The organism is Nonomuraea monospora, assembly GCF_039531895.1.
Taxonomy (GTDB): Bacteria; Actinomycetota; Actinomycetes; order Streptosporangiales; family Streptosporangiaceae; genus Nonomuraea; species Nonomuraea monospora.
Map to the genome: position 1 here is coordinate 1 of NZ_BAAAQX010000008.1, position 16470 is coordinate 16470.

Consider the following 16470-nt stretch of genomic DNA (forward strand, 5'->3'; position numbering starts at 1 on the left):
ACGATGATCACCGTCCGGGTCTGGACGGGGCGAACCGGGGAGATATCTGGCCGTACGCGGGGAACCTCGTGGCCGTCAGTGGGGCGCTAAATGGCCGCCTATGGGGAGTATGTCGCGGCCGCTGTCACTTGTTCAGCGCGTGCTGATGCCGGGCTCGTCGCTTGAGTCGTGGACGGTGCTGGGAGACGATGACGCCGTCCTGGAGCCGATGGAGCGCTACCTGGCCTATCTGACCGACATCGAGCGGTCGCCGAACACGATCAAGGCTTACGCTCACGATCTGAAGGACTGGTTCGTCTTCCTGGACCAACGGGGCCTGGACTGGCGGGAAGTCCGGCTAGAAGACTTGGGCGAGTTCGTGGCCTGGTTGCGGTTACCGCCGGCGGGCCGCGATGGCCGGCTGGCGTTGCTGCCCTCGGCCGATCATCACTGCGGGACGACTACGGTCAACCGCAAGCTGTCGGCGGTCAGTGGCTTCTGTGTCTTCCACGCCCGGCATGGCGTCGACCTGGGCGACCTCGTCACAGAGCTCCAGCCAGTACGCCATCGCCGCTCGGGATGGAAGCCGTTCCTCTACCACCTCAGCGGGAACGAACCGGAACGGCGCCGCACGATCAAGCTCAAGGCACCTCGGCACCGCCCCAAGCTCGTCACGGCTGTCCAGGTTCAGGCGATCCTGGACGCCTGTGATCGGCTCCGCGACCGCTTCTTGCTGTCGGTGTTGTGGGAGAGCGGCGTCAGGATCGGCGAGGCGTTGGGCCTGCGGCATGAGGATCTGGCGGTCGCTGAACGGGAACTGACTGTCGTTCGCCGGGTCAACGACAACCGGGCCCGGGCCAAGTCGCCGTCCTCACGAACGATCCCGGTCGGCGCGTCGTTGATGAGACTCTATGCCGACTACCTCCATGACGAGTACGGCGATCTCGACTCGGACTACGTGTTCGTCAGCCTCTGGGCCGGACAACACGGCCGACCGCTGACCTACGCCGCCGTTTACGACCTGGTGGTGCGGCTGCGCCGCCGGACCGGCATCGACTTCGACCCGCACTGGTATCGGCATGCTTACGCGACCAGATTGCTGCGCGGTGGCGCACCGATCGAGGTTGTCTCGACGTTGCTCGGGCACTCCTCGATCGCCACCACATCGGACGTGTATGGCCACCTCACTGCCGAAGACGCCCGCCGTGCTCTGGAAGCCGCTGGGTTCTTGACCGGCCAGGAGGTGCGCTGGTGAACAGCCGCCCCACTTCGGATCCGGCACCTGATCGCGGCGGATTGCTGGGCAAGCTCATGGCCGCAGTCCGGCCGGAGTTCCGGGTCGACGTCCTGGTTCCCGAACTCGGAACGCTGATCTTCAACACCACACCTTGCCTGGTCCGGGGGTGCGTCCACCAGCCCCGCACGCGGCAACTCTGTCGAGGCCACTACCGTCGCTGGCAGCAGGACGGCCGCCCGGACTTGGACACCTTCGTTGCAACGACGCCCCCAAGCCTGGTCGGCCGCAAAGATCTGACGGCCTGCGCCGTGGAGGGATGCCGCTACGGGGCCGCCCGGCAGGGCCTGTGCGTCCGGCACCATGGGTTCTGGGATCGGGCGGGGAAGCCGGACCTGGCCACCTGGCTAGCGAACCAGTCCGCAGTCAGACACGAGGAGCAGCCGGTCTGCCACCTCGCGTTCTGCACTCTATGGGCTCAGGGCAGCTCACCGTTCTGCCTCAACCACAAATCGCGCTGGTATGCAGCGGGTCAGCCCGACATCGAGGAGTTCACTGCCCAGTGTGAGTCCCGAGGCGACGACCGCTTCGACTTCCGGCCGCTCAACGACGCCCGCCAGGTGAAGCTGGAACTCCAGTACGCCGTGCAGTGCCGTCACGACGAACGCCAGATCAACACCGCGAGCTCGGTGGTGAACGTCGCTGTCCGGCTCGCCGCCCTCAGCGAGGCCACCTCGCTCCTGGATTGGCCGATCGAGCGATGGGCGGAGTTCTACGGTCACCGGGTCGCCAAGCACGATCAAAACGGGCAGCTCGCATTCCTGCGCTACGCCCACGAGCACGTTGAAGACCTCCAGGTCGGTGGTGGCTGGGAGACAGAGTTTCCGCGCGATGTCTGGCGGCTGCATCGACTCGGGATCGATGGCCGTGCCCGACTCCGTTTCGACCGCATCCCCCAACCCTGGCTTCGAAACCTAACCAAGCGGTTCGTGCGCTGGCGGTTGAGCATCGGCCGCAGCGTCAACCAGGCCGTCATCGACGTGCTCGCGCTGACCAGATTCGCCGGCTTTCTGGCCAGGCCCGAGGTCACCGCCACCCAACCCGCCGACCTCGGCCGACCCTTACTGGAGCGCTATCTCGCCGATCTCACGCTCGACACCCGGGCCGTTCATTCCCGCAACCGCGACATCGCCTCGCTCAACGCCTTCTTCTACGCCGTCCGGCGCCACGAGTGGGACCCTGCCCTCCCGGCCAACGCGATGTTTTATCCCGACGACTTCGCCAAGACCGAAAAGCGACTCCCTCGCGGGCTGGCCGAGCAGGTCATGGCCCAGGTCGAGCAACCCGCCAACCTTGATCGGTGGCGCGCCCCTGAAGGGCGGCTGCTCACCTTGATCCTGATGCGCTGCGGTCTGCGTGTCGGCGACGCAACCAAGATCGCGTTGGAGTGCGTCATCCGCGATGCCGACGGCGCCCCCTACCTGCGCTACTTCAACAACAAGATGAAACGAGAAGCGCTCGTCCCCATCGACGAGGAACTCGACCAGCAGATCGCCGAGCAACAGCGGCGAGTCCTGCAACGCTGGCCCGACGGCACCCGCTGGCTCTTCCCAGCACCCCGAAAGAACCCCGACGGAGCCCGCCAGCTGACCACCCACTCCTACCGAGGCCAGCTCAACGACTGGCTGCAACGCTGTGACGTCCGCGACGAGCACGGCCGGCCCGTGCATCTGACGCCACACCAATGGCGCCACACCTTCGCGACCCGCCTCATCAACCGCGATGTCCCCCAAGAGGTCGTCCAAGTCCTGCTCGACCATTCCTCCGGCGAGATGACCGCCCACTACGCCCGGCTGCACGACAGCACCGTCCGCCGTCACTGGGAAAAGGCCCGCAAGGTCAACGCCCGGGGCGAGAGCGTCACCCTCTCTCCAGATGGACCACTCGCCGAGGCCAGCTGGGCCAAACAACGCCTCGGTCGCGTCACCCAGGCGCTGCCCAACGGCTTCTGCGGGCTGCCTGTGCAGAAAACCTGCCCGCACGCCAACGCCTGCCTAACCTGCCCGATGTTCGTGACAACTCCCGAGTTCCTGCCCCAGCACCACCAACAACGACAGCAGGTACTGCAGATCATGTCGACCGCCGAGGCCCGCGGCCAACTCCGCCTCGTCGAGATGAACCAGCAGGTCCTGGGCAACCTCGACCGGATCATCACCGCCCTTGAAGAAGGCGACTCCAGCCAGAAACCGGAGGCAGCGGCCGATGCGAGCTGACAACACCCGCCACATCGTGGCCGCCGCTCAGCACCGCCACGAATACACCCGCGCCAAAGCCGTCCAGGCACTACGCGAGATTGAGAAGGCCGGCACCCCGGTGACCTTCGACGCCGTGGCCACCGCAGCAGGAGTCTCCCGCTCCTGGCTCTACACCCAACCAGACCTGCGAGCCGAGATCGAACAGCTCAGAGAGACCTCCCGGCGGACACCCGACACACCCCAGCCCAGCCGGCAACGAGCCTCCGATGCCTCTCTGCTCCGGCGTCTCGAGGCAGCCAACGAACGCAACCGGCAACTCACCGAAGAGAACCGCCGACTGCGCGACCAGCTCGCTCTGGCCCTCGGTGAACAACGCTCGGCCCGAGCTCGCGAACCCGACAAAACCACCAGCCGTCGTCTCGGCTCGACAACAATCGGCCCGTGCTGACCAGTCTCCGAAGCGCTGGCAGAGGCCGTGTTGAGAACAACGTCCACACCGCAGACGCCCAGGTCAGAGAGCGAGAACTTGATGAAGCTAAAGATAATCCAGCAGCAAGTGGGTCACCGTTTCGCCAGCACGACGGCGATCTACACCGGCGTCGGCGGTGACTTCATGAATACCGCACTGCGCCGGCACCTGGATGCAGGACTGGTCTCCAATGAGGAGGAACGATGACACCCAAGCTGGACTACGAGTGGAAGCTGCGGGAAATCATGGCGGCCCACGGCATGTTCAACACCACCGACCTGCGGCCGCTGCTGATCGAGCGGGGCATCACCTTGTCCGCCACCCAGATCTGGCGGCTGGTGACGGAGAAGCCCGAGCGGCTGAGCTTGAAGGTGCTGGTGGCGCTCATCGACATCCTCGGCTGCCCCATGGAGGACCTGATCACGCCTGTCGCCTCGCCATCGGCCAGCCGCCGCCGGGCTGCAGGCCAGACCTCCGCCGTCGGAGGGGAGCCCGGTGCCGGCCCGGAGAGCGGTGTGGGTGAGTTTCGTCCTAAGCGAGCCAGGATCACCGAGTGATGTCCGCCGCACGAGGTGCGCCGTCCCCCGATCCTGTTGATCCAGCTCATGCTGTGGTGGCGGTGGTGCAGAGGCTCGATCCCAGTACCGACCGCGCGCTACTGGTGGATCTGATCATTGGCCTCGTACCCGAGACGAAGTCGCGCCGTGCTTTGGCCAACAAACTCCAGAAGCGTCCCGGCCTGCTGACCGGGGCTGGCGCGCGCGGCACACCCATGGTCATCAGGCTCATCGACGCGCTGCTTTCGCACGGGGTGACCGGCGTCGTGGCTCCGCCCTGCCCGTTCTGCCATCGTGACGTCTCATTGTCCCGCGGCCACGAAGGGCTGCGATGCTGCAAGAGCTGCTGGGACCGGATACACGCCAAGCCCTGCGCCCGCTGCGGAACGATCACTCAGATGGCGCGTCGCACCCTCGAGGGCCAATCGCTCTGTGACGCCTGCGCCCGCACCGAGCCCGCTCTACTGGAGCCATGCGACACGTGCGGCCGGATGCGCCTTCCCTCCCGCCGCCGCGACGGACTGGTGATCTGCCACGCCTGCTGCGCACCGCCGCTGGCCACGTGTTCGGAGTGCGGAAAGGGCAAACCCTGCCACTTCGTCGACACCGCGGCGCCCCTCTGCAAGAACTGCTCCGCCAATCGGCGAGCGCAGCCCTGTTCGCGCTGCGGACAGCAACGCGTAGTCCACACCCGTACCTCCTCTGGCGAGGCTCTCTGCAAGACCTGCGGCAGCGTAGGACTCTGCGCCGGATGCGGCCGCGAACGGCCCATTCGAGCCCGCACCGAAGCAGGGGATATGTGTCAGACCTGCTACAAGAACGACCCTTTATCCCACCGGCAGTGCAACCGCTGCGGCGTGCTCGGGCCTCTACACCGTTTCGGGTTGTGTGCGATCTGCGCATGGCCCGATGTGATCACAAGACTTCTCGCCGGCCCCGGCGGACAGGTGCGAGCAGACCTCGAACCGGTCCGAGCCGCGCTGACCACGATCGATGCCAGGGCTGGCCTGAACTGGGTAGCTCGGGCCCGGACTCAGCAGATGCTTTCGGCACTGGCCTCCGGCAGCGGCCCGATCAGCCACGCTGTCCTGGACCAGTTGACCCCGTCAGCGGCCACTGCTCATTTGCGAACGATCCTGGTCGAACAGGCCGTCCTGCCTCCGCGCGATGAAGGTCTGGCCGGGCTGGAGCAGGCGGTCAAGCGTCGGATCTCTCGCGTCCACGACCCCGTCGACCGCAAGATCCTCCAAAGCTATGCCACCTGGCATCACCTACGGCGCCTTCGCGCCATCGCCAGCAGACGCCGGGTCACACAAGATCAGGTCGTTTACGCCTGCAACGCCCTCACCGCCGCAGCGGCGCTGCTGAACTGGCTCCACGAACGCAACCAGCACCTGGCCACCTGCACCCAAGACGACATCGACGAATGGCTGGGCATCGACGCCTTCTCCCGTTCACGCGGCTTCGTCGCTTGGGCCGTCAGCCGCGGCCACGCGAAAGACATTAAGATCCCACCGTTCAACAACACACCCGTGCGGCGGGTATTCAACGACCACGATCAACGCTGGGCGCTGGCCCGGCAGCTCCTCCACGACGACTCCATGGTCCTCGACGACCGGGTCGCGGGACTCCTTGTCCTGCTCTACGCGCAACGAGCCGCACGCATCACCCAACTCACCATCGATCACATCACCATCAACGACAACGCTGTCGAACTGACGCTCGGCCAGACACCGATCGTCGTTCCCGATGCCTTCGCCGACCTCTTGGAGGCCCTCGTCAACGACCGTCAAGTCAGCAACGCTTCCCGACCTGAGGAGAACACTTGGCTCTACCCAGCCGCCCGTCTGGGACAACCTCTCGCCTCGAGAACCTTGCTCCAACGACTACGCGCGATCGGCATCCAGCCCACCCTCGGCCGCAACACCGCACTCATGCAGATGGCCGCCGAGATGCCACCCGCCGTACTAAACAAGCTCCTGGGCATCAGCCTCGACCGCGCCACACGTTGGACTCAAGAGGCAGGCAGTAGCCGCTCCGGCTACGCAGCAGAAGTAGCCCGCCGCAGTCGGCAGGACTGACGAACCGTACGGGAACGGGCGTCAGCAGGGGGACGAGTTCTCTGGTCGGCCAGCTGTCGTTGGCCGCCGCCATGGGTATCTGGGGTGCCGAGAGGGCGTCAGGGATGCCGACCTGGCCCCTCCGGCGCGGTCCAGCGAAAAGGTATGAGCCGAGCTGTTCCGCGAGATGGGCAGGCGTTTCTGGTGGGTTTGGCTCGAACCAATCCTGACCTCGGCGACAAGTGTCTTCGCCCCGATCTGCCGACTCCACCGGGGACGCCCGCACGGCGCGCCCCGGGCCTGTGCTCGTGACTTGATAGCGCCTTTGTGTGTCAAGTAGCTGCCGCTGTGACGCGTTGTTGATCTTTTCGGATGCGTCGGTAGCCCTTCCGCTACAGCAGCCGAAGCCGAGCTCAAGGACAGCGCCTCATCACCACGCCGCGCTGTCTGGCCAGTCTCCTGCTCACCTACCCCATTGGCTGCGTGTGTCGCGCCTGACGAACGTGCCTGGTCTGACAACCCTCACGACCATGCCTCCGCCTTCTGGCTGGGCGTGGTGGCGCGTAGCCGTGCCCCGAGCACCGATCAGTCATCGCTACCGAGGACAGGCCGAAACCAGACGCACAGCACCGCGACCACAGCGGCACCGAGCCCGCCCAGGCTGGCGAGCGCGACGTACGTGGCCGAGGCCTGGTTGCCCGGGGTGAGGATAACCGCCATCAGCGCGAGTGCCAGGCCGAATCCCACGGTGGCGGGCGTGAACAACCCCCACCAGACCCGCTGCATGTTCTGGTAGAGGACCCAGACCGCGGAACTGGGCGGCCGGCTGACCAGTCGCCTTCCCCGTCGTAACCGCGGGCCCTGCCGGGGGCTCAACTCCGTCCAGAATCGTGGCGGCATGGTGAGGCGGTCATAGGCGTACAGGGTCGCCAGGTAGAGCACGAAGGAAGCTAGCAGGAGCCCGGCTGCGACCTGGGCGAGGAGCTGCTCGGCCGATTCCAGCGCCCCCCACCGGTTGGTGTCGGTCAGCAGGGCCAGCATCGCGCCGAGTATGAACGTGATGGCGGTGCCCAGCAATTTGGCAGTGTCCAGTTTCGATTTGATCTTCTCTTTGAGATCGGTCATCACCGCGTTGTCGGCGGGCGCTACGCTCCACAGCACCCTGGGTGGCCGGTAGAAGGGCCAGGCGCCGTACCGATCCGCGAAAACGAGGCAAATGACCTCGCCATGCGCGATCGGGACTCGCAACCGCCGCCATCGGCGGTGTCCGGGGCAGCCCGGGTCGCGCGCCATTGCGTCGGCCAGGCGGCTGAGTTGCGGTTGATGGCCGACGATCAGGACGGCGTTGCGTTCGGGGAAGGCTGGATTCATGGCCGCTTCCCGCACTCTTGCGGCCAGAGCGTGCTGGGAGTGCCCGGCCAGCCCCCGACTGGCGTGCAGGGATGGATCTTCCCAGGCCAGAAAGGAGTCCAGCTCATCGCCTGCGATCCGGTGGACTTTGCCCGGTGAGGAGGGGTGGGTGATCGCGGCGGTGACACTGCCCAGGGCGTTGCCGAGGATGGCCATCGTCGTGCGCGCTTCGGGCGAGGGGGCATACAGGGCTTCGGCGATGGTGATGCGGTCGTCCGGCTGCTCCGCCAGCGGCGGCTGCCAGAGCAGTTGCTCGCGGAGGACTTCGCCGACGATCTCACTCGGATGGGGAGAGTCGTCCCGGGCGGGATCGCTGCGCGTGAGGATGTGCTGGGAGTGCTGGCCGTGCCGGGCAAGCAGCACGAAGAAGGGGCGGCTGATCGTCCGTAGCTCCGTCACCTGCCAGAACAGGCAGCGCCACACGTCTTCTTCCTGAACCAGGAGGTGCGTGTTGCGGAATCGCCCGGCCGCCGCGCCGTCGGTGATCACGATGCTGTGGACGACACACCAGCCGGGAGCCTCCTGCACTTCGATCGCGTTGTCGTCCAAACGTCGTCGGACGGCCGGATCGGTGGGTGCGGAGATCCTGTCGAGCAGCTCTTCCCGGCTCTGGCTCAGACCGTTTGCCCGGACAATCCCGGCGAAATGCGGCGAAAGTAGTTCGGCGGCTGCTTCGCGATCACATAGGTTCTCGGCGGCGATCAGCGATCGCACCACTTTAACGAGCGCTTCCCGCTGACCTGGCTGGTTCTGCATAGGCCGATGCTCACTGACGGCCCTGGCGGCTGACAACATGATGTCCTTGGCCGACATCGGACGGATGCGGCCGTTGACGAAGGCGTGCCCGATCGTCATCTTCAGAAGCAGGACCCGAGGTTTCAAGATGAGCCATGGCTGCGAAGGAATTCGCGGACATGGAGAATTCCTCACGCCATGATGCGCGCGTCGGCGCTCGGAGGGCCGCTTATGGATAACAGCGACTTCCGGCCCACGCCGGACAGCATGGCGCAGACGCCGCCCGGCTCCGGCTTTCGCGCTCCGGCCATTAATTTACCTAAAGGCGGCGGAGCCATACGTGGCATCGGCGAGAAGTTCGCCGCCAACCCTGCTACTGGCACCGGCTCATTGTCCATCCCGGTCCCGGTCAGCCCGGGCCGTTCCGGGTTCACCCCCGCCCTAGCGCTGAGTTACGACTCCGGCCACGGCAACAGCGTGTTCGGATTGGGCTGGCGGCTCGAAGTGCCGGCCGTCACCCGTAAGACCGACCGGGGTGTCCCGCGTTACCGGAATGAGCCGGGCGACATCTTCCTCGCGCCGGGCGGCGAGGACCTCGTGCCCGTTCACGAACGCCGGGACGGACGCTGGCAGCCGCACGTCACGCACCGCACGGCTGGCGGCCACGAGTACGAGATCGTCCGGTACCGCCCGCGCGTGGAGGAGGCTTGCACGCGCACCGAGCGGTGGACTGATGTCGCGACCGGCGAGACACACTGGCGCACGATCACCCGGGACGGCATCACCGCCCTGTACGGCCGGACCGCAGACAGCCGCATCGCCGATCCTCGTGACCCGGGCCGCGTCTTCAGCTGGCTGGTTTGCGAGACATATGACGGCCGCGGGAACGCCACCAGCTACACGTACAAAGCCGAGGACGCCGTCGGGATCGACCGCCACGCACCGCACGAGCGGCATCGCACGGACCGCGACCGCTCAGCCAACCGCTACCTGAAACGCGTCCGCTACGCCAACCGTTCTCCGCTGCATCCTGGGCCCGCGCCGCTGGACGCCGACGCGGTCGACTGGCTCCTTGAGATCCTGCTGGACTACGGCGAGCACGACGAGCAACGGCCGACCGGGGCCGAGGAGCGCCCCTGGCGTTGTCGCGCCGACCCGTTCTCTAGCTATCGCTCCGGCTTCGAGATCCGCACCTACCGGCTCTGCCGGCGGGTGGTCATGCTGCACCACTTTGCTGACGAGAACGGACCCGACGGCCCAGTCCTGTCCCTCGACCTCGACCACCGGGCGGGGAACCCGGCTGCCGGCCTGACGATGCTCACCGCTGTCACGCATCGTGGCTACCGCGATGACCCCAAGGATGGCCTGGTCACCCGGTCACTCCCGCCGCTTGAGCTGGAGTACAGCACATCCCGGATCGACGACCGCGTCCGCACACTCGACGCAGCGAGCACGCAGAACCTGCCGGCCGGATTGGCCACCCCGGGGTCCCGTTGGGTGGATCTTGTCGGTGAGGGTCTGTCCGGCGTACTCAGCGAGCAGGCTGACGCCTGGTTCTACAAGGAGAACCTCGGCGGCGCACGGCTCGGCCCGCAGCGGCTCGTGCGGCGCCGCCCGCAAACGGCTGCGCTCACTAGCGGGCGGCAGGATCTGTTCGATCTCGACGGTAATGGCCTCCTCGATCTCGTCGAGCTCGGCGGAACCAACTCGGGGTTCAGCGAACGCACCGCCGATGGCGATTGGACGCCCTGGCGGCCCTTCGTCGGCCGGCCCGCCGTCGACTTCCGAGATCCCCGGGTTCGGCTCGTCGACCTCAGCGGCGACGGCCGGGCCGACGTGCTGATTCTCGGCGATGAGGCGTTCACCTGGTATCCGTCGCTCGGGAAACAGGGCTTTGGGGCACCGGGCCGGGCCACCCCGGTGCGATTTGCCGACAGCGCCGAGAGCCTGCATCTGGCCGACCTTAGCGGCGACGGGCTTGCCGACCTGGTCCGGGTGCGCAACGGTGAGGTCTGCTACTGGCCCTCGCTGGGCCACGGCAGGTTCGGCGCCCGGGTCGTCATGGACGCTGCGCCCTGGTTTGACGAGCCTGGCCAGTTCGATCCGCAGCGGGTGCGCCTCGCCGACGTCGATGGTTCCGGCCCGAGCGACCTCATCTACCTGCACCGCGACGGCATCCGGCTGTACACCAATCGGTCCGGGAACGGGTGGGCGCCGGCTCACGAGCTGCCCGTGCGTTTCCCCCGGATCGACTCGGCCGTCCAGGTCGCCGTGCTCGACCTGCTCGGTACCGGCACCGCCTGTCTAGTTTGGTCCTCCCCGCTGCCTGGCGACGCCGGGATCCCGCTGCGTTATGTGGACCTGATGCGCGACGGCAAGCCGCACCTGCTGACCGTGGTCCGCAACAACATCGGCGTGCGCACTACGGTGAGCTATGCCCCGTCGACGAAGTTCGCGCTCGCCGACAAGGCGGCAGGCCGGCCCTGGAGGACCCGGGCGCCGTTCCCGGTACACGTCGTCGAACACGTCGAGACCTGCGACCTGATCGCGCACAGCCGGTACACCACCCGGTATGCGTACCATGAGATCTTCTTCGACGGCGTAGAGCGGGAATCCGGCGGGTTCGCCCTGGTGGACCGGTGGGACACCGACGAGATCGGCGCCCTCGCCGCCGACGATGCCGACCAGCTCTGCCTGCCACCGGTACTCACCCGCAGCTGGTTCCACACTGGCGCACTCACTGACCCCGGTTGGCTCACCCACCAGTACGCGGATCGGTACCACGCGACCGAACCGCTGCCAGCCGACCCGCCTGTTACGGCCCGCATCGGCGACCGGCTCGAACCCGTCACGCTCACCGCAGACGAACAGCGGCAGGCCGCGCGGGCGTTGCGGGGGCGGCTGCTGCGCCAGGAGGTCTATGCCCAGGACGGCGGCCCGCTGCAGGGCCTTCCGTACAGCGTCACTACCCAACTGCACGCGGTGGAGCTGCGCCAGCCGGCCCGGGGCACCGATCCCGGCGACGAGGCGTGGCAGCCCGCCGTCTTCGCCGTCTATCGCGCGCACACCCGCGAGGAGCACCACGAACGCCTGCGTGTGCCGGATCCCCGGGTGCACGACGAAGTGGTACTTGAGGTCGATGAATACCTCAACGTGCGCCGTACAGTGGCGGTTGCGCACCCCCGCCGCCACCCGGATGACGATCCCGTACTCGCCGATGAGGACCGGGCCGCGCAGGCGCGTACCCGCGTCGTCCTCACCGAGTACCGATTCACGAACGCCGTCGACCGGCCCGACCACTACCGCACTCCGCTTGCGGCCGAAACCGTCACGTACGAGATCACAGGGCTGGCCTTAACCGCGGCGGGCACCAGCACCCAGGCCCTGCGCGCGGCGTTGGCCGGACCGCTCGCCGACGTCCCCCCGGGCGATCGAGAGGCCGTCCCGCCGGTGCCGGCGCGGCGGCTGGTGGAGCAGGAACGGTCCACTTTCCGCCGGGACGATCTAGGCGGGCCGCTGCCGTTCGGGAAGGTCGAGGCGCTCGCGCTGCCGTGGGAGAGCTACCGCCTCGCGTTCACCGCCGACCTACTCGATGACGTCTACGGCGGCCGGGTCGACGGATCGATACTCGCCGCCGCCGGGTACGTGTGTCACGACGACGCGTGGTGGGCACTGTCGGGCCGGGTGGAGTACGCCCCGGCAGAGGAAGACGACCCGGCGGCGTACGCAGCCGCCCACTTCTACCTGCCTCAACGGTTCCGCGACCCGTTCGGCGCGGTCACTACGCTGCAACATGACCGCTACGACCTGCTGGTCCTGGCCACCCGGGACGCGGTGGGCAACCTGGTCAGCGCCGGGGACCGCGACGGCGACGAGGTGGTCACAAACGGCAACGACTACAGGGTGCTCCAGCCGCGCCTGGTCTGCGACGCTAACGGCAACGTCACCGAGGTCGGGTACGACGCGCTCGGGCGGGTCACCGCCACCGTCGTAGGCGGCAAGGCCGGCGCGTTCACCGGCGACAACCTCGACAGGATCGCCCTCGACCCAGCTCCTGAGATCCTGGCGGCCTTCCTCGCCGAGCCCGCCGACGCGGCAGGGAACCCGTCGGCTGCCGCCCGCGAGCTCCTCGGCGACGCCACCTCACGGATCCTCTACGACCCGGACGCGTTTCACCGCTCGCCCCCGGACGCCCCGGTCACCGTAACCCTCAGCCGGGACCGGCACGTCGGGGACATACCACCCGGCGAGGTACCCACCGTCCAACAGGTCTTCACCTACTCCGACGGGTTCGCCCGCGACGTCCAGCACAAGGCGCTGGCCGAACCGGACGACGACGGGAACGCCCGCTGGGTGGGCTCCGGCTGGAGCGTTTTCAACAACAAAGGTCTGCCGGTCCGCCGCTTCGAGGCCTACTTCGCCGCCCGCCACCGGTTCGAGTGCTCCCGGACGGCTGGCGTCAGCACTGTGCTCTTCTACGACCCCCTCGGCCGCCCGGTGGCCACCCTGCACCCCGATGGCAGCTACGACAAACGCGTCTTCGACCCCTGGCGGCTCGTCGTCTGGGACCGCAACGACACCGTCACACTGGACCCCGAGACCGATCCGGACGTCGCCCCTTACACCGGGCGCTACCTCGCCGGGCTGCGAAAAGCCGGAACACCATGGCGTACGTGGCATGCCCGGCGCGCCGATGGCGAACTGGGCCCCGACGAAAGCCGTGCCGCCGAGCAGACCGCACTGCACGTCGAGACCCCGGTCCGCAGCTGGTCGGACCCCCTCGGCAGGACGTTCCTGACCGTGCTGCACAACCGCACACCGCGCCCAGACGGCCCAGTCGACGAATTGCAGTACACACGGCTCCTGCTCGACGTGCAGGGCCACACCCTCGAGGTGCGGGACCCGTTGCGGCGCCAGATCACCGTCCTTCAGTACGACCTGAGAGGGATGCTGATCGGCCGGGCCGGCATCGACTCCGGCGCCGGGGCCAGCCTGCCCGACGCGCTCGGCGCGCCCAGTCTGTCCTGGAACGCCCGCGGCTACCGGTTCCGCACCGAGTACGACCCGCTGCACCGGCCGCTCCGGTCATGGCTCACCGAGCCCGGCATCGGCGGCGAGCGGCTGCACCACCAAACTGAGTACGGCGAAGGCGCGCCGGACGCGGTCGCCCGCAACCTCCGCACCCAGATCTACCGCCAGTTCGACGCGGCAGGTGTGGTGATTCACGCCGAGTACGACACGCAGGGCAACCTCGCCCGGGCCGAGCGGCGCCTGACGGCCGGCGTGGACGAGATCCCCGACTGGTCGCGGGACGTGCCGCTGGACGACGAGAACCTGACCGGCACCACCTGGTACGACGCGCTCAACCGACCACGTGAGGTCACCACGCCGGACGGGAGCCGGGTCACGCCCGCCTACTCGGTCGCGGGCCTGCTGCACAGCCTCGGGACCCACCTACCGGACGCTCCGCAGGCTGCAGCCGGTTCGGTGGCGATCGTCACAGCGATGGCCTACAACGCGCGCGGGCAGCGCATCCGAGTCGAGCACGGTAACGGCACGACCACCAGCTACGAATACGACCCGGAAACGTTCCGGCTACGTCGCACGCTCACCATGCGCGGCCGCGACCGAATACAGGACCTGCGCCAGGTATACGACCCCGAGGGCAACGTGACCGCGTGCCGCGACGAGACACAGCAGCGGCTCTTCTTCCGCAACCGGGTCGTGGATCCCGGCGGGGAGTACGTCTACGACGCGCTCTACCGGCTCGTGCAGGCGACAGGCCGAGAACACCTCGGGCAGGTCGCAGCCGGGGCGCACCCGCACGACCGGCTGGCGATGGCCCGCTACACAGAGCACTACAGCTACGACGCGGTGGGCAATCTGACCAGGATGCGGCACGTCGGGGCCGATCCGGCGGCGCCGGGCTGGACCCGCGACTACCGCTACGACGAACCGAGCCTGCTCGAACCCGGCTGGCCCGGCAACCGGCTCGCGGCGACCGTCACTGGACCGCGCACCGAAACGTTCGAGCACGACGCGCAGGGCAACATCACCTCGATGCCGGGGATCCGGTTCCTGAGCTGGGATCCCGAGGACCGGCTGCGGCTCGCGTCCCGTGGACCCGATCCCAGTCCGGAGGCGGCCGTGATGGCGTACGACCCGGCCGGGACTCGGATCCGCAAGGCCGTCACCCACGGCGGACACGTGGTCCGGGAACGGGTCTACCTAGGACCGTTCGAGCGGTATCGGGAGTACAACACCGCGGGCGGCGTCACGCTGGAACGGACCACCCTGCACGTGCTGGACGACCAGCGCCGCGTGGCCATGGTGGATACCCGAACCTTGGGCCACGACCAGGGAAGCGCCCGGCGCGTGCGTCACCAGCTCACCGACCACCTCGGGTCGGCCACGGTCGAGCTCGACGAGCAGGCCCGTCTGATCAGCCACGAGGAGTACCACCCGTACGGGACGTCTGCCTACTACGCCGCAACGCCAGCGACTGAGGTACCCAAGCGGTACCGCTACACCGGGCGCGAACGCGACCTTGAGACCGGTCTGGAGTACCACGGCGCCCGCTACTACGCGCCCTGGCTCGGCCGATGGACGAGCACCGACCCGTCCGGCCCCGGTGACGCCCTCTCCCCGTACGTGTACGTGCGGGCGAACCCGCTACGCCTGGTGGACCCGGACGGCCGCCAAGGAAGTCCGCCACCGCAGCTGTTCGGCAACTGGCGCTACGGAAGCAAGGTGACCGGCCGAGCCTTGCTAGGCCACAACGTCCAGATCGACCATCCCATCCAGGTCGCGGCACGAATCGCCCAGCGAACACCACCCGGCGGTCCTAGCCTCTACTCTCGGGCGGTGTCGACGGGCGCCGGGGAACTCGGAGTACTTCTAGAGACTGGCAAGGGCCGATTCCACACGGTCCTCGGCGGGTTTCAAAAGCAGATTACCGCAGCGGTCAGGTCTGGTGCCCTCGCCAGCGAGTCCGACTTGGTCGCCGCCACGATGAATGCTTACGAACAGACCGCCCAGATCACCGGCACGACGTTCAACAAGCTGGCCAGGGACACGGCGATCCTGAGCAACCAGGCGGCTGTCCACCGGAAGCTGGCCGACACGGTGGCCGAGCTGCAGGCGCTCGGGCCGAGCACCGCGTCTCAAGCTTCCGCCGCAGTCGCCGGAGCGGAACAGACTGTCGCGGCTGCCGCGCCGGCCGCCACGACCGCTGTCAAGGCAGGGGCAGAAGTCGGGAGCAAGGCGGGTTTGCTCGCCAAGGCCGTGGGCGGTGCTGGCCGGTTGTTGACGGCGACCGCACCGGCACTCCGTGTCCTGGGCAAGGTCGCCGGGCCCTTGGCTCTCGCCGCCGGAATCCACGAGGCCGCGACCGCCACCAACACTGCCGAGAGGGCCAATGCGGCCGTCAACGTCACCTCCGGTGTGCTGGGGCTGTCGACCAATCCGGTTACCGGGATCGCGGCCGGGAGCATCGTGGCGGGCGGGTTCGTTGGGGGGAAGGTCGAGCAGGCTGTCACCGGATACACCGGGAGCCGCGCCGCCGGGGTGGGTGCGGGCACGTTGGCCGGTGCCGCTACTGGTGCCGCGATTGGGGCGGTCGTGGGTTCTATCGTGCCGGGTGTCGGCACGGCTATCGGAGCCGGTGTGGGAGCCGCCGCGGGCGCGATCGGCGGTTTCGTCAAGTCGTACTGGTCGTCGAATCAGGTGCCGTTGTTCGCGGGCATCCCGCGGATAGTGGGGGGTGGGTAGG

Annotated in this window: 8 protein-coding genes; 7 read left to right on the forward strand and 1 reads right to left on the reverse strand. The window is 67.8% G+C overall.

Annotated elements, in window-relative coordinates; all coding sequences use genetic code 11:
- The first annotated feature begins 109 nt into the window (after positions 1-109).
- The 6 genes from ABD331_RS17300 to ABD331_RS17325 all read left to right on the forward strand — a co-directional run bounded on the left by ABD331_RS17300 (position 110) and on the right by ABD331_RS17325 (position 6575).
- Positions 110-1234, forward strand: a complete 1125-nt coding sequence (locus ABD331_RS17300) for a tyrosine-type recombinase/integrase (RefSeq protein ID WP_344475772.1) — start codon at positions 110-112, stop codon at positions 1232-1234.
- Positions 1231-3486, forward strand: a complete 2256-nt coding sequence (locus tag ABD331_RS17305; protein WP_344475774.1) for a tyrosine-type recombinase/integrase — start codon at positions 1231-1233, stop codon at positions 3484-3486. Before ABD331_RS17300 ends, ABD331_RS17305 begins: the two co-directional genes overlap by 4 nt.
- The gene (locus ABD331_RS17310; RefSeq protein ID WP_344475777.1) at positions 3476-3916 is read left to right on the forward strand and encodes a DUF6262 family protein; all 441 of its coding nucleotides are present in this window, start codon (positions 3476-3478) and stop codon (positions 3914-3916) included. Before ABD331_RS17305 ends, ABD331_RS17310 begins: the two co-directional genes overlap by 11 nt.
- An 81-nt stretch (positions 3917-3997) precedes the next feature.
- Entirely contained in the window at positions 3998-4144 is a 147-nt protein-coding gene (locus ABD331_RS17315) for a hypothetical protein (RefSeq protein WP_344475778.1), read from the forward strand.
- Positions 4141-4494, forward strand: a complete 354-nt coding sequence (locus tag ABD331_RS17320) for a helix-turn-helix domain-containing protein (protein ID WP_344475779.1) — start codon at positions 4141-4143, stop codon at positions 4492-4494. Before ABD331_RS17315 ends, ABD331_RS17320 begins: the two co-directional genes overlap by 4 nt.
- A 56-nt stretch (positions 4495-4550) precedes the next feature.
- Positions 4551-6575, forward strand: a complete 2025-nt coding sequence (locus ABD331_RS17325) for a hypothetical protein (RefSeq protein ID WP_344475780.1) — start codon at positions 4551-4553, stop codon at positions 6573-6575.
- A 564-nt stretch (positions 6576-7139) separates the two neighbouring features.
- On the opposite strand, the gene ABD331_RS17330 is transcribed toward ABD331_RS17325, so the two are convergent.
- Complete coding sequence (locus ABD331_RS17330; RefSeq protein ID WP_344475782.1) at positions 7140-8819, reverse strand: DUF4440 domain-containing protein; 1680 nt, start codon at positions 8817-8819, stop codon at positions 7140-7142.
- A 111-nt stretch (positions 8820-8930) separates the two neighbouring features.
- On the opposite strand from ABD331_RS17330, the gene ABD331_RS17335 reads away from it, so the two are divergent.
- Positions 8931-16469, forward strand: a complete 7539-nt coding sequence (locus ABD331_RS17335; protein WP_344475784.1) for a SpvB/TcaC N-terminal domain-containing protein — start codon at positions 8931-8933, stop codon at positions 16467-16469.
- The last annotated feature ends 1 nt before the right edge of the window (position 16470 follow it).

What these genes read in the sequence shown, in the direction of transcription:
- ABD331_RS17315 (WP_344475778.1), top strand. Translation starts at nt 3,998, where the DNA reads ATGAAGCTAAAGATAATCCAGCAGCAAGTGGGTCACCGTTTCGCCAGC.
- ABD331_RS17300 (WP_344475772.1), top strand. Translation starts at nt 110, where the DNA reads ATGTCGCGGCCGCTGTCACTTGTTCAGCGCGTGCTGATGCCGGGCTCG.
- ABD331_RS17310 (WP_344475777.1), top strand. Translation starts at nt 3,476, where the DNA reads ATGCGAGCTGACAACACCCGCCACATCGTGGCCGCCGCTCAGCACCGC.
- ABD331_RS17320 (WP_344475779.1), top strand. Translation starts at nt 4,141, where the DNA reads ATGACACCCAAGCTGGACTACGAGTGGAAGCTGCGGGAAATCATGGCG.
- ABD331_RS17335 (WP_344475784.1), top strand. Translation starts at nt 8,931, where the DNA reads ATGGATAACAGCGACTTCCGGCCCACGCCGGACAGCATGGCGCAGACG.
- ABD331_RS17330 (WP_344475782.1), bottom strand. Translation starts at nt 8,819, where the DNA reads ATGACGATCGGGCACGCCTTCGTCAACGGCCGCATCCGTCCGATGTCG.